The sequence below is a fragment of the Stenotrophomonas maltophilia genome (assembly GCF_004920835.1).
GTDB lineage: Bacteria > Pseudomonadota > Gammaproteobacteria > Xanthomonadales > Xanthomonadaceae > Stenotrophomonas > Stenotrophomonas maltophilia_AQ.
This window is the reverse complement of record NZ_QFHO01000027.1, coordinates 29,078-42,271: the sequence shown is the minus strand read 5'-3', so window position 1 is coordinate 42,271 and position 13,194 is coordinate 29,078. Positions and strand designations below refer to the sequence as shown.

The window sequence follows — 13,194 nt, the reverse complement described above, 5'->3', positions numbered from 1 at the left end:
GTTTCCTGCACCGACGGGTCAGGCCCGGAAACGGAGTGTTGGCAGGCCGAAGGCACGGCATCGTGGCGGCCACTTCACAACCGGTACCACGACCATGCGCCTGAACAACAAGATCGCCCTTGTCACCGGTGCCAGTGCCGGCATCGGTCGCGCCAGCGCCCTGCGCTTCGCTGCTGAAGGCGCAAAGCTGGTGCTCAACGCACGGCGGCCGGAGCCGCTGCAGGAACTGGCCGAGCAGATCCGCGCCGCTGGTGGCGAGGTGGTAGTGCATGCGGCGGATGTGGCTGATCCGGGCACGGCGCAGACGCTGGTCGATCTCGCCCAGCAGTCATTCGGTGGCCTCGACATCGCCCTTAATAATGCCGGCATGCTCGGCCTGGGCGTGCCGGCCGCGGAGTTCCCGGTGGACGCCTGGCGCGAGGTGATGGCGACCAACCTGGATGCCGCCTTCCACGCCGCACGCGCGCAGTTGCCGGCGATGCTGGCGCGCGGCGGTGGCTCGCTGGTGTTCGTCGGCACCTTCGTTGGTCATACGGTGGGATTCCCGGGCATGGCGGCCTATGCGTCGAGCAAGGCTGGGCTGATTGGCCTGAGCCAGGTGATCGCCGCCGAATACGGGGCGCGTGGCGTGCGCAGCAACGTGCTGCTGCCCGGGGGCACGGATACCGAGATGGGCCGGCAAGCGGCACCCACCGGCGATGCCCGCGACTTCGTGCGCTCGCTGCACGCGCTCAAGCGCCTCGCCGAGCCGGAGGAGATCGCCAATGCGGCGTTGTTCCTGGCCAGCGATGAAAGCAGTTTCGTTACCGGCAGCGCGATGCGCGTGGAGGGTGGGGTGTCGATCACCCGTACCTGAGCGCGGTCACGTGCGTGGCGCGTAGCGGATGCCGCTGCTGGCCATGAAGCCTTTCGGGTCGAACCGGGCCCAGGCCTCGCCCCAGTTGAAGTGGGCGTGGCCGCCGCTCAGCTTGCAACCCAGCGCCGCACCCAGCGTGCGGCGCATGAAGGCGACTTCGGCGTCGATCGCTGCCTGGGTCGGCCAGCCGTCTTCCAGTGTTGCACCGGGTAGATCGACGCTCATCGTCACCATGTCGAGCCGTTGCCCGTGGAAGCACAGGCTGATGCCGGCAGGCGCACCGCCCAGGCTGAGCCGGTGCAGGCTCAGCCAGTGGTAGCCGGTGCCGACATCGCGCTCCCCACTTACCAAGGCGGCAAAGGCGACGCGCGCTTCATCCAGTGAGAGGGTGGGGCAGATCAAGGCCGGTAGATTGCCGAGACGGAGGCTGCCGTCGGTCGCATCGAGGATCATCGGCACGGCGTGTGCTGCGTGCTGGACGGAAGAGGGCATGGTGCACCCGGTATGCATAGTGCGTCGGATTCTGGATGTACCTTGCCGATGGCTGCAAGCCGCGGGCTGCACACAGCGTTCGCACCGAACTGACTGGCGGCTTACCCGATGCGCTCTAGCGTGGAGGCAGCGTCGGCTCCCGCCGACGAGGGAGTTTTCGATGAGCGAGCACGATAAAGACCACGGCGACCCGAAGCAGGGCGTGCAGGAAAGCCGCCAGGACAGGAAGCAGGACGATGTGGCCAAGCAGCGGCCGGGGCAGCGCGATCAACAGGTGCGCGATACGCACTCGCGGAGCCCGCAGCGCAAGGACGGAGGCCAGGAGCCGGCCTGAGCCGGGATGCTGAAAAGAAAAAACCCGCAGATCACGTGGATCTACGGGTTCTTCCGAATAGTGGTGGAGCCAAGGAGGATCGAACTCCTGACCTCGTCATTGCGAACGACGCGCTCTCCCAGCTGAGCTATGGCCCCACGGCAGGGTTTCAGTGTAGCGCTGCCAGTGGGGCTTGCCAAGCGGAGGGCAGGGCGGCGGTATTGGCCCCGCCACCGGCCCACCTGTTCAGGCCAGAGCCTGACGCAGCCGGGCGCCCGCGCGCTGTACCGCCGCGTCCGTGGAGGTGACCACCCCGTGCAGATGGATGCAGGCATGGATCATCCCGGGCAACCGCTCCAGCGTGCACGCCACGTTCGCAGACTGCAGGCGCGCCGCGTAGTGCTCGGCCTCATCACGCAGCGGGTCGTGCTCGCAGCTGAGCACGGAAGCCGGTGCCAGGCCGGACAGGTCCGTTGCGTGGGCCGGCGAGGCGAGTGCGGGCGGCGGATCCATGTCGCCCAGATAGGCCTGCCAGCAGCGCTGCATCAGTTCGGCGCTGAGGTAGTAGCCGCTGGCGTACTCGCGGTAGGAGTCGCTGCCCATGCCGGCATCCAGCGCGGGGTACAGCAGCAGCTGGTGGTGCGGCTGCGGCAGGCCGAGATCACGCAGCAGCAGGCAGCAGGCGGCAGCGAGATTGCCACCGGCACTGTCGCCCCCGATCGCCAGTCGTTGCGGGTCCAGGCCCAGGCCAGCGGCGTTGATCTGCAGCCACTGCCAGGCGTCTGCTACATCCTGCAGCGGCACCGGAAACGGATGCTCCGGGGCCAGGCGGTAGCCGACCGCCACCACGACGCAGCCGCTGGCATTGGCCAGCGCACGGCAAGGACCGTCATAGACTGCCAACGAACACTGGAACCAGCCGCCGCCATGCGCGAACAAAAGGGCCGGTGCCGGTCCGTCGGGCAGCCCGTCCGGGGTGTACAGGCGCACTTCCAGCGGCTGTCCGTCACGTGCGGCCACGCTGTGCTCGATCACGTGTGCGACCGGTTGCGGTGCACCCTGCAATTGCGGCAGTGCGGTCTCGCTGATCGCACGCAGTTCGCGCAGGTCCTCGGGCAGCGGATGGGCCGCGACTGCATCGACGAACTGCTGCAGTGCGGGTTCAAGCGGCATGACGCGCCTCCTGCAGGAACGGCAGCAGCTGTTCCAGGAACGCCTGCGGTGCTTCCTCCATGATGAAGTGGCCACAGCCCGGTACGATGCTGCCGCGCAGGTCATCGGCGTGTGGTTGCAGGGTCAGCATCGGTGCATCGGCGGTGGCATGCTCGGCGCCGATCGCCAGCACCGGCATTGCGAGCCGGCGCTGCGCACGCAGCTTGTTCTGGCGGATCGTTTCCGGAATCGCGCGGTACCATGCGAAGCCGGCGCGCAGTGCACCGGGCCGACTGTAGGCGGCAATGTAGGTATCGGCGGCAACAGCATCACGGCGGTACGACCAGCGGTCGAACATGAATTCCAGATAGGCGCGCTCGCGTCCGGTGATCAGTGCTTCCGGCAGGTCGGCCACCTGGTTGAACATGAAGTGCCAGAGGAAGATGTTGTCGGCCGGCGCAGCGAAGATGCCCGGCTCCGGCGCCAGCCCGGGGATGACTGCTTCGGTGACGGCCAGCTGCTGCACGGCCTGCGGCTGGTCGCTGGCCAGCGCATAGGCGATCCACATGCCGATGTCGTGGCCGACCACCTGGTAGCGTTCGTGACCCAGCGCCTGCATGGTCTGGTGCAGCACTGCGGCGGCACTGCCGGTGTCGTAGCCATGTACGGGGCGATCGGATTCTCCAATGCCTGGCGGGTCGACCGCGATGGCCTCGAAACCGGCGGCTGCCAGTGCATGCAGCACATGGCGCCAGGCATACCAGGTCTGCGGCCAGCCAGGGATCAGCAGCACGGGCTGGCCGCTGCCTGCCGACACGCAATGCACGCGCTGGCCGTCGATACGCAGGTAGTGATGGCGCAGGGCATCGTCGCCGGCAGTGCCAGCGGAAGAAAGGGTGTTCATGGGGGTTGCTCCGTTGGGGCTCAGGCGATGCCGAGCATCTGCTGCATCTGTGCGGTGCTGATCGGTGCACCAGCGAAATCGTCGAAGATCTTGTCGGTGACCGGAATGATGTGGTCACGGATGAAAGCGGCACCTTCGCGTGCACCGGCCTCCTGGTCCTTCAGGCAGCACTCCCATTCCAACGTTGCCCAGCCCTGGTAATCGTACTGGGCCAGCTTGGAGAAGATCGACTTGAAGTCGACCTGGCCATCGCCCAGCGAGCGGAAGCGGCCCGCCCGCTCGGTCCAGTCGGCGTAGCCGCCGTAGATGCCCTGGCGGCCGCTGGGGCGGAATTCCGCGTCCTTGACATGGAACATGCGGATCAGTGGGTGGTAGATGTCCAGGTACTGCAGGTAGTCCAGCTGCTGCAGCACGAAATGGCTGGGATCGAACAGGATGCGGCAGCGCTCGTGCTGGCCGACACGCTCGAAGAAGCGCTCGAAGCTGGTGCCATCGTGCAGGTCTTCACTGGGATGGATCTCGTAGCAGAGGTTGATGCCGTTGTCCTCGCAGGTATCGAGGATCGGCCGCCAGCGCCGTGCCAGTTCATCGAAGGCCGCATCGATCAGTCCCGGCGGGCGCTGCGGGAACGGGAACAGGTAGGGCCAGGCGAACGAGCCGGAGAAGGTGCCCATGTCCTGCAGGCCCAAGCGGCGCGACGCGTGGGCGGCCAGGTGCAGCTGCTGCTGCGCCCATTCGCTGCGAGCCTTCGGATTGCCGCGCAGTGCTTCGGGGGCGAAGCCGTCGCAGAGTTCATCGTAGGCCGGATGCACGGCCACCAGCTGGCCGAGAATGTGGGTGGTCAGCTCGCTGACCTGCAGGCCGTGCTCGGCCAGCGTGCCACGAATGTCGTCGCAGTAGTCCTGGCTGTCGGCAGCGGTGGCCAGGTCGAACAGGCGTGCATCCCAGGCCGGAATCTGCAGCGCCTTGAAGCCGTGGCCGGCCGCCCACGCGGCAATGGCGGTAAGCGAGTTGAACGGGGCCTGGTCGCCGGCGAACTGCGCCAGGTGCAGGCTGGGGCCCTTGAGGGTCTGCATGTGTTGCTCCAATTGTTTGTCGATCAACAAAGAATAGGCGCGAGCATCGATGCGGTCAACACCCGCGTTACACTGCGCGCCTCAGAACGGCAGGCAGGCAGATGGCAGGGCGACCGCGCGAATTCGACAGGGACCAGGCATTGCGCAAGGCAATGCTGCTGTTCTGGCAGCACGGCTATGAAGGCACCTCGATGTCGGCACTGGTCGAAGCACTGGGCATTGCATCGGCGCGCATCTATGCCGCGTTCGGCAGCAAGGAGCAGTTGTTCCGCGAAGCCGTTGCGCTGTACGAGGAAGGCGAAGGCGGCTTCGCGCCGCGCGCGCTGGAGCAGGCCACGCTGCGCGAGGCGATCGGCAGCATGCTGCGCGATGCGGTGCTGACCTACACCCGACGTGGCCGACCGCATGGCTGCCTGGTGGTGTCTTCGGCCAGCAGCGTGTCGCCCGATGGCGAGGGCATGCGGGATTGGCTGGCCAGCCACCGCCGCCAGCGAACCGCGGCGATCATTGCGCGCCTGCAGCAGGCCCAGGCCGAAGGGGAGCTGGCCGACGATGCGGCGGTGCAGGCCATGGGCGATCACTTCGCCACCGTGCTGCACGGCATTTCGGTGCAGGCCCGTGACGGCATCAGCCGCGAGCGACTGCTGGCGATGGTCGATGTGGCGTTGACCCCGCTGCCCTGAGTCAAGCCTTCAGGGCGTGCGGAATGCCCGGTGACTGTGCCGAAATCGCTTGTTTCGCCGTGTTTGGGCGCCGCGCAACGAAATCGTAACAATTTGGGGGATAATGGCGGCTTGCGCAGTTTTCCTCCTTTTTGCCGCCCGGCCCGCGCAGGCCGCACGGACGCCTCCTCAGAGCATTCCATGCCCTCCCATTCCGATTCCCGCCGCCTGTCGGGTATGTCGTCTTCCTTCGTTTCCTTCCGCCGCCACCCGCTGGCGCTGGCCTGTGCCGGCGTGGCCCTGGCTGCCAGCTTCGGCGCCTCGGCGCAGGACAGTGCGCCGACCCCGACCGGGCTGGACACCATCACCGTGACCGCCGAACACCGTGAGCAGAACCTGCAGGAAGTGCCGGTCTCGGTCGGCGTGGTGCAGGGCGAGCGCATGCGCGACTTCACCGCTGGGGGTGACGACACCCTGCTGGCGCTGTCCGGCCGCGTTCCGAGCCTGTATGCGGAAACCACCACCGGCCGCATCTTCCCGCGCTTCTACATCCGTGGCCTGGGCAACATCGACTTCTACCTGGGTGCCTCGCAGCCGGTGTCGATCATCCAGGACGATGTAGTCCTCGAGCATGTAGTGCTGAAGTCCAACCCGGTCTATGACGTGGACCAGGTGGAAGTGCTGCGCGGACCGCAGGGCTCGCTGTTCGGCCGCAACACCACCGCCGGCATCATCAAGTTCGACACCCTGAAGCCGACCCAGGAGTACAGCGGCCGCGTCAGCGCCAGCTACGCGACCTACAACAGCGTGTCGATCGACGGCGGCTTCGGTGGCCCGATCAACGACATCGCCTCGTTCCGCGTGTCGGCCCTGTACCAGCACCGCGACGACTACGTCGACAATACCTACAAGGGCCCGAGTGCGGACGGTACGGTCAGCCCGAAGAAGAACGCCATGGGCGGTTTCGATGACCGCAACGTGCGCGCACAGCTGCTGCTGACCCCGAGCGACCAGTTCTCGATCCTGGCCTCGGCCCACGCCCGTGACTACGAAGGCACCTCGACCCTGTTCCTGCGCGGTGCGCTGACCAAGGGCTCGAACAAGACCGACGTGCCGCGTGACCAGGTGGCCTACGACGAAGCCGGCAACAACCCGCAGGCCTACAAGACCTACGGCGGCTCGGTGAAGGCACGCTACGATTTCGGCGCGATCGACTTCACCTCGATCACCGCCTACGAAACCACCTCCGGCTATAGCCGCGGTGACACCGACGGCGGCGCTGCGGTGAACTTCCCGGTCAATGGCGTACCGAACGGTTACGGCCAGTCGATGGGCCGCATCCGTGATCTGGACCAGTGGACCCAGGAATTCCGCCTGGCCAGCCATGACGACAGCGCCCTGCAGTGGCAGGCCGGTGCGTTCTACTTCAATGGCAGCGACACCACCGATTTCTACCAGCGCGCCTGGTTCCTCAACGGTGCTGCACGCAACCCGAACAACTGGGTGCGCCTGCGCAACAAGAACACCTCGTGGGCCGGTTTCGGCCAGCTCAGCTACGCGTTCACCGACAAGTTCACCGTCACCGCCGGCCTGCGCCAGACCAAGGACGAGAAGCACACGCGCCTGCTGAAGACCGCTGACACTGCCGCCGGCGTGGTTACCTACAAGGGCCGCACCGACGTCAAGATGTCCGACACCACCCCGAGCTGGGATCTGAGCGCGATGTATCAGATCACCCCGGACGTGAGCGTCTACGCCAAGGTTGCGCGTGGCTTCCGCGGTCCGACCATCCAGGGCCGTTCGGCGGTGTTCAATGCCGACTTCACCACCGCCGATTCCGAGACCATCCTGTCCTGGGAAGCGGGCGTGAAGAGCAGCCTGTGGGACAACCGCCTGCGCCTGAATGCCACCGCGTTCACCTACACCGTCAACGACATCCAGCTCAACGGCAACGATTCGGACGGCAACGGCGTGCTGTTCAACGCCGACAAGGCAAAGGCCTACGGTTTCGAAGCCGACATGGAGCTGCGCCCGATCCCGAACCTGACCCTGAGCGCCGGCCTGAGCCTGCTGCACAGCGAGATCAAGGACAAGCGCGTGTACGCGCAGGTCTGCGGCCTCAACGGCCAGGTGGTCTGCACCGTCGGCGACCCGACCATCAAGGTCGGTGCCAACACCTTCGCGCAGATCGATGGCAACCCGCTGCCGAACGCGCCGAAGTACAACGTCAACCTGGCCGCCCGCTACGACTTCCCGGTCAGCGACGCAGGCACCATGTTCGTTTCCACCGACTGGAACAAGCAGGGTTACACCAGCTTCGTGCTGTACGACAGCAAGGAATTCAACTCCAAGGGTGACTTCGAGGGTGGCCTGAAGATCGGCTACTCGGGCAACTACGGTGCCTACGAAGTGGCGCTGTTCGCGCGCAACATCACCAACGAGAAGAACCTCAAGGGTGTGATCGAGAACTACATGGCTGCGGTCTACAACGAGCCGCGCACCGTGGGTGTCTCGCTGAACATGAACTGGTAATGCGCTGTCGCGATGGCGGGCACTGTCCCGCCATCGCATCGACGGAATGCAAAGGGCGGTCCGGTGATCCGGGCCGCCCTTTTCGTTGCTCAATCGGAATCGGCCCCATCATCCCCGGGTGTCCCGCCATGGACCCGATAGCCGGCTGCACGCAGATGCTCCGGCCAGGGCGGCGTGGCCATTTCTTCCAATGCCATCGACAAGCGCGAGGCAAGATGCAGGGGCGCCGACTCCAGCCAGTCAAGGTAGGCATCGCTGCGGATGATGGCGCGAAGTGCGGCGGCGTCATGCCATTGCGATGCCGGCAGCAGGGTGAAGCCGGTCACCTCGAACAGGCGCTGGCGTTGGCGGGCATCCATGCGCAGCGGGAACGCGAGCAGCAGGTCCGGCTGGTAGGCCAGTGTGGTGTGGCCGTAGCGCCACGCGGTGACTTCGGCGCGATCGATGCCGGGTACAGCACCTTCCAGTGCCAGTCCACCGCCGGCTTCGAAGTAGCCATGCATCAGGGCATGCGGGTGCAGCGCAGGCTCGAGCGTGTCCTGCTCGCTGGCATCGGCATCCTGTTCGATCAGTGCGGCCGACAGTGCCAGGTAGTGGACCGAGCGGGAAAGATCCAGCCCGCTGGCCAGTACGGTGTAGGCATTGAGCAGGCTGCTGCGATCGATGCAGGGGTTCTGCGGGGCATCGTCGGCGACCTGTTGTGCCAGCGCGATGTAGCGCTCCGCGCCGTGCGGATCCTTGAACAACACGCGATAACGCTGTGGATCGCGCAGCACCTCAATTGCGGCTTGCAGGTCGCCCCGCGAAAGGGCTTCGCTGATGGACTCGGGCGTCTGTGCCACGGCAACTCCGGATGCGGGTGGGCAGGAAGGTGCTGCAATGCTGCTGGACGCCAGCATCAGCAGCGAGGCTGTCATCCATCGTGATGTGCCGGATTGGAGCCACGCAGGCATGCAGCAACGTCCTTGTCGATCATCGGCAGGGCCGCCCCTGCCGGGCGGCTGATGCGGTCGGTTTTCTTATGCGGGCAGCAGTGCCTGCAGCCGCGATTCCAGTTCCTGCTGGCGCCAGCCGGCCAGTGCGGCAGGCCATTGGCGACGTTCCAGATAGCTTTCGAGGTGCTTGCGCGAGGCTAGGATGCCATCGGGCAGGCCCAGCTCTCGGCTGCGTTCGGCCACCGCATCCTGCAGCTTTTTCAGCGCCTGCTTGTTGCTGTCGTTGGCCGGCAACGCCAGTGGCGCTTCGGCTTCGTCAGCCAGCGGAGTGTCCAGCGCCTGCCACACGGCAGCGGCGAGCTTGCGCGGTGCCTTGGGGAACTGCTCGAACAGCTTGGCCAACGCGTCGGCGTCGGCCGGTGGCGTACGCGCCAGGGTCGCCGCCAGTTCGTTGTCCAGGATCCAGCTGCGCGGGCGGTCGCTGCTGCGTGCCTGCACATCGCGCCAGCGCAGCAGGCGCAGCAGGCGGTGCTGCGCGGCGGCATCAAGGAACTGCGCCGAGCGCATCGACAGGTGCGGCCAGCGGTCCTCGTCATTGGCGACGCTGGCCAGCAGGCGCTCGCCGTCGTCATGCAGCCACTGCTGGCGGCCGAGCGCCTGCAGCTTGGCATCGATGGCGTCATGCATCGCGAACAGATGCTCGACGTCGTCGGCGGCGTACTGCAGCTGCGACTCCGACAGCGGCCGGCGCATCCAGTCAGAGCGGGTCTCGCCCTTGGCCAATGCCACGCCGGTGATCTCAGCCACCAGCTTCTGGTAGCCCATGCCGCCGCCGATGCCGGCCAGTGACGCACCGATCTGGGTGTCGAACAGCGGTCGTGGAAGCACGCCACAGGCCCACTTGAAGGCGACCAGGTCTTCGCTGGCGCTGTGCATCACCTTGATGATTGATTCGTCGGCCAGCCACGGTGCCAGCGCCTCGGTCATGCCGGGAATCAGCGGGTCGATCAGCAGGATGTCCTGGCCGACCGCCATCTGCACCAGCGCCAGCTGCGGCCAGAAGGTGCGTTCACGAATGAATTCGGTGTCCAGGCCGATGCGGGAGGGGCGCTGCTGGAAGTACGCATCCAGCTCGGTGGGGGTGGTGATCCAGGTTGCCACGGGTCAGGGCCTACTACTCGGGTTTGCTCAGGGAGGGGAGAATAGCCTAACGTCGGTCCGCGTCCGTGCTGAAGGAGATCCCGCTTGCGTTTTCCGCTGTCGTCCGTGCTGTGCACCGCCCTGGCCGTGGCCCTGGCCGGTTGCACGCCGTCGCCCCCCGCGACGGCGGACCGGACGACTGCTGATGAAGCGCGTCCGGCCGCGGACAAGGGCGCTGATGACAACCCGCAGGTGGCCCGGGGCAGTGTGACCATCGCCGGCGAGGATGCCGCCGAGGACGTGCAGCAGTGGACGCCGCCAAGGGTGGACCGGCAGGGCCGCAGCCTGGCCCAGTTGCGCCGTGCCGCAACGCAGGCGTACGCCGATGGCCGCCTGTACGAGGACGCCGACGCGGCCATCCCGCTGTGGCTGGCGGTCCAGGAAGAAGACCCGGATGACCGCCAGGCGCGACTGGGCCTGCAGCGCGCGCGCCAGCGCCTGCAGCAGCAGGCCGATGCGCTGCTGGTACGCCCGCTGAAACAGCGCGAAGCACTGGCCGAGGCCAGCCGCCAGGCACTGGTGCTGCTGACCCTGGCGCCCAAGGACGAGATCGTGCGGGCGCTGCAGGGCCGGGTGGAGAACGCGCAGCGGGTGGTGGCCTACAACCGTGCCGGCGAAGAGGACCTGCGCGCCGACCGGATTGGCGAGGACGGCGACGGTGCGATCGGCAATTTCCGCGAGGCGCTGGCGCTGGATGAACACAACAGCCGGGCGCGCCAGGGCCTGGCAGCGGCTGAGAGCGGGCTGATCCGGCGTGCAGAAGAGGCCGCGCGCGCGCGTGATTTCGCCAGCGCCGGCAGCTGGTTGGCCGAGGCCAGCAAGGTCCGGGACTCGTCGCCGACCATTGCCGATGCATTCGAGCGCATCGAGCAGATCCGGGCGACCGTATTGCTGCAGCTGCGTGACGACGGCCTGCGTGACCTGACCACGCCACAGGGTCTGAAGCCGGCGCGTGAGAAGCTGGGCGAAGCCCTGCGCATCGCCCTGCCGGGTGACCCGGTGGTAGCCCAGCTGCGCGAGCGTATCGACCTGGCCACGCACTATGGCAGCTTCCGACCGGGCCAGGTGTTCAGCGATGCGATGCGTGACGGCGGCCGCGGTCCGCAGATGGTGGTGGTCCCGCATGGGGGCTTCCAGATGGGCGCAGGCGATGCGGAGCCGGGCGCCTCTGATTCCGAACGTCCCTCGCATTACGTGCGTTTCGATCGTGGCTTCGCGATGGCGATCACCGAGGTCACGGTTGGCGATTTCGAGCGCTACGTGAAGGCGACCAACGCGCGGCCACGTGCGAGCCGTCGCGGACATTCGGTGGTCTATGACGAGCGCAGCGGCAATTTCATCCGCCGCAGCGGCGTGGATTGGCGTTCGGATTACGACGGCGCCCGCGCGCTGGGCAATGCCCCGGTGATGCATGTCAGCGTGCGCGACGCCGAGAACTATGCGGCCTGGTTGTCCGAGCAGACCGGTCGCAGCTACCGGTTGCCCAGTGAGGCTGAGTTCGAGTACGCGCTGCGTGGCGGCAGCAGTGGCCGCTATCCGTGGGGCGACGCCGGCATACCGCCGCCTGGCAGCGGCAACTTTACCGGCAGCAAGGATGTGTCGCCCTCGGGGCGGCACTGGCACAACGCCTTCGTCGGTTATGGCGATGGCTGGTGGGGGCCGGCACCGGTGGCCAGCTTCCGGGCCAATGCGTTCGGCCTGCACGACATGGGTGGCAACCTCAGCGAATGGGTGGCCGATTGCTGGCATGCCAGCTACCGGCGTGCGCCCTCCGATGGCGCGGCCTGGTTCAACCCGGGCTGCCGGGCCCGGGTGATCCGTGGCGGCAACTGGGCCAACGCGCCCGAGCAGACCCGCGCCGCCTGGCGGCAGTCACAGGATTCAGACACCACCAACGCGCGCATCGGCTTCCGCCTGGTGCGCGGCATCTGATCGGCGTCCGGCTTCACCCGCTACGGGCATCGGCGCACTAAGATTGCGCCGTACCCGCCGGCCGGCGGGGCTGCTGGAAGATCTCCCGATGAGCAACGATCCCTTCTCCCGCTCGCAGCAGGGCCCGCAGCGGCGCGGCCTGTTCGGCAACATCCGTTGGTGGGTGCTGCTGCTGGCCGCCGGTTACGCCGCGTTCTACTGGTTCTCCAACCGCACGATCGATCCCTACACCGGCGAGAAGGTGATGATCGACAGCAGCCTGGATGCGCGCCAGGAGACTGCACTGGGGCTGCAGGCCTACCAGCAGATCCTGTCGCAGGAACGGCCGATGGACCCGAATGCGCCGATCGCACGCGACGTGCGCGACATCGCCCAGCGACTGATCGCCAAAGTGGACGTGGTTGAGACCGCACTGGCGCAGGAGCACGGTGTGCAGCCGGCGCATTTCGCGCGTGATTTCCAGTGGGAAGTGAACGTGATCCCGTCCGAGCAGGCCAATGCGTTCTGCCTGCCGGGCGGCAAGATGGCGGTGTACACCGGCCTGGTGCCGGTGGCGCGCACCCGCGATGCGATGGCGGTGGTGATGGGCCATGAAATCGCCCATGCGCTGCTACGCCATGGTGCACAGCGCATGGCCCAGCAGAAGCTGACCCAGATCGGGCAGGTGGCTGGCGCAGCCAGCGGCATGGACGCGCAGCAGCAACAGATGATGATGTCGGCGATGGGCTACGGTTACTTGTTGCCGTATGCGCGCAGCCACGAGACCCAGGCTGACGAAGTGGGGCTGATGCTGGCGGCGGCGGCGTGCTTCGATCCACGCGAGGCGGTCCCGCTGTGGCAGCGCATGGGCCAGGCCAGCGGTGGTCAGGCACCACCGGAATTCTCCTCGACCCATCCCAACCCGGGTACCCGCATCCAGAACCTGCAGGCGCTGATGCCCAAGGCGCTCGAGTACCGGCAGAAGTTCTGCGAGCGGGCAAAGTAAAGGGTTGTTCGGCAGGGCTGCGCCCTGCACCTGCTACAAGCCAGAGCAACAGCAACAGCAACAGCGTGCATTCCGTGGGATGGCGGGGTGGGTCCGGTTGCGGGAGACGCCGTAAACCCATCCATGGGGGCTTGGCCGCGGCATCCATGCCGCGG

12 protein-coding genes and 1 tRNA gene are annotated in these 13,194 nt (G+C 66.8%); 6 read left to right on the top strand and 7 right to left on the bottom strand.

What is annotated here, in order from left to right:
* Nucleotides 1-94: 94 nt before the first annotated feature.
* Nucleotides 95-856 (top strand): SDR family oxidoreductase, encoded by a 762-nt coding sequence (locus tag DI041_RS16760; protein WP_136639751.1) that lies wholly within the window; start codon nt 95-97, stop codon nt 854-856.
* Nucleotides 857-862: 6 nt separating this feature from the next.
* Here the strand turns inward: DI041_RS16760 and DI041_RS16755 are convergent, their stop codons facing one another.
* Complete coding sequence (locus tag DI041_RS16755) at nt 863-1,348, bottom strand: hypothetical protein (protein ID WP_136639752.1); 486 nt, start codon at nt 1,346-1,348, stop codon at nt 863-865.
* A gap of 160 nt (nt 1,349-1,508) precedes the next feature.
* Here DI041_RS16755 and DI041_RS21275 point away from each other — a divergent pair, with 160 nt between their 5' ends.
* Entirely contained in the window at nt 1,509-1,682 is a 174-nt protein-coding gene (locus DI041_RS21275) for a hypothetical protein (RefSeq protein WP_169050363.1), read from the top strand.
* Nucleotides 1,683-1,743: 61 nt separating this feature from the next.
* Here DI041_RS21275 and DI041_RS16750 read toward each other — a convergent pair.
* The 4 genes from DI041_RS16750 to DI041_RS16735 form a co-directional block, all read right to left on the bottom strand.
* Nucleotides 1,744-1,819, bottom strand: a tRNA-Ala gene (locus DI041_RS16750).
* Between the two features lie 88 nt (nt 1,820-1,907).
* Nucleotides 1,908-2,834: an alpha/beta hydrolase gene (locus DI041_RS16745; RefSeq protein WP_136639753.1), complete on the bottom strand. Its 927-nt coding sequence runs from the start codon at nt 2,832-2,834 to the stop codon at nt 1,908-1,910.
* A complete protein-coding gene (locus DI041_RS16740; protein ID WP_046985300.1) occupies nt 2,824-3,717 on the bottom strand; it encodes an alpha/beta fold hydrolase in 894 nt (297 codons plus the stop codon). Before DI041_RS16740 ends, DI041_RS16745 begins: the two co-directional genes overlap by 11 nt.
* A gap of 20 nt (nt 3,718-3,737) precedes the next feature.
* The gene (locus DI041_RS16735; protein ID WP_136639754.1) at nt 3,738-4,793 is read right to left on the bottom strand and encodes a sugar phosphate isomerase/epimerase family protein; all 1,056 of its coding nucleotides are present in this window, start codon (nt 4,791-4,793) and stop codon (nt 3,738-3,740) included.
* Between the two features lie 101 nt (nt 4,794-4,894).
* Here DI041_RS16735 and DI041_RS16730 point away from each other — a divergent pair, with 101 nt between their 5' ends.
* Both DI041_RS16730 and DI041_RS16725 read left to right on the top strand, forming a co-directional pair.
* On the top strand, nt 4,895-5,476 hold the full coding sequence (locus DI041_RS16730) for a TetR/AcrR family transcriptional regulator (protein WP_046985302.1): 582 nt from the start codon (nt 4,895-4,897) through the stop codon (nt 5,474-5,476).
* A 180-nt stretch (nt 5,477-5,656) separates the two neighbouring features.
* Nucleotides 5,657-7,987 (top strand): TonB-dependent receptor, encoded by a 2,331-nt coding sequence (locus tag DI041_RS16725; RefSeq protein ID WP_136639755.1) that lies wholly within the window; start codon nt 5,657-5,659, stop codon nt 7,985-7,987.
* Nucleotides 7,988-8,076: 89 nt separating this feature from the next.
* Here the strand turns inward: DI041_RS16725 and DI041_RS16720 are convergent, their stop codons facing one another.
* Both DI041_RS16720 and rnd read right to left on the bottom strand, forming a co-directional pair.
* Nucleotides 8,077-8,829, bottom strand: a complete 753-nt coding sequence (locus tag DI041_RS16720; RefSeq protein ID WP_248298509.1) for a hypothetical protein — start codon at nt 8,827-8,829, stop codon at nt 8,077-8,079.
* A gap of 177 nt (nt 8,830-9,006) precedes the next feature.
* Nucleotides 9,007-10,083: a ribonuclease D gene (rnd, locus tag DI041_RS16715; RefSeq protein ID WP_046985304.1), complete on the bottom strand. Its 1,077-nt coding sequence runs from the start codon at nt 10,081-10,083 to the stop codon at nt 9,007-9,009.
* A gap of 84 nt (nt 10,084-10,167) precedes the next feature.
* Between rnd and DI041_RS16710 the strand changes: the two genes are divergently transcribed.
* Complete coding sequence (locus DI041_RS16710; protein WP_136639756.1) at nt 10,168-12,054, top strand: formylglycine-generating enzyme family protein; 1,887 nt, start codon at nt 10,168-10,170, stop codon at nt 12,052-12,054.
* Nucleotides 12,055-12,142: 88 nt separating this feature from the next.
* On the top strand, nt 12,143-13,039 hold the full coding sequence (locus DI041_RS16705; protein ID WP_046985306.1) for a M48 family metallopeptidase: 897 nt from the start codon (nt 12,143-12,145) through the stop codon (nt 13,037-13,039).
* The last annotated feature ends 155 nt before the right edge of the window (nt 13,040-13,194 follow it).

Coding starts and splice junctions, on each gene's coding strand:
- DI041_RS16725 (WP_136639755.1), top strand. CDS start 5,657: ATGCCCTCCCATTCCGATTCCCGCCGCCTGTCGGGTATGTCGTCTTCC.
- DI041_RS16705 (WP_046985306.1), top strand. CDS start 12,143: ATGAGCAACGATCCCTTCTCCCGCTCGCAGCAGGGCCCGCAGCGGCGC.
- DI041_RS16755 (WP_136639752.1), bottom strand. CDS start 1,348: ATGCCCTCTTCCGTCCAGCACGCAGCACACGCCGTGCCGATGATCCTC.
- DI041_RS16740 (WP_046985300.1), bottom strand. CDS start 3,717: ATGAACACCCTTTCTTCCGCTGGCACTGCCGGCGACGATGCCCTGCGC.
- DI041_RS21275 (WP_169050363.1), top strand. CDS start 1,509: ATGAGCGAGCACGATAAAGACCACGGCGACCCGAAGCAGGGCGTGCAG.
- DI041_RS16760 (WP_136639751.1), top strand. CDS start 95: ATGCGCCTGAACAACAAGATCGCCCTTGTCACCGGTGCCAGTGCCGGC.
- DI041_RS16730 (WP_046985302.1), top strand. CDS start 4,895: ATGGCAGGGCGACCGCGCGAATTCGACAGGGACCAGGCATTGCGCAAG.
- DI041_RS16735 (WP_136639754.1), bottom strand. CDS start 4,793: ATGCAGACCCTCAAGGGCCCCAGCCTGCACCTGGCGCAGTTCGCCGGC.
- DI041_RS16745 (WP_136639753.1), bottom strand. CDS start 2,834: ATGCCGCTTGAACCCGCACTGCAGCAGTTCGTCGATGCAGTCGCGGCC.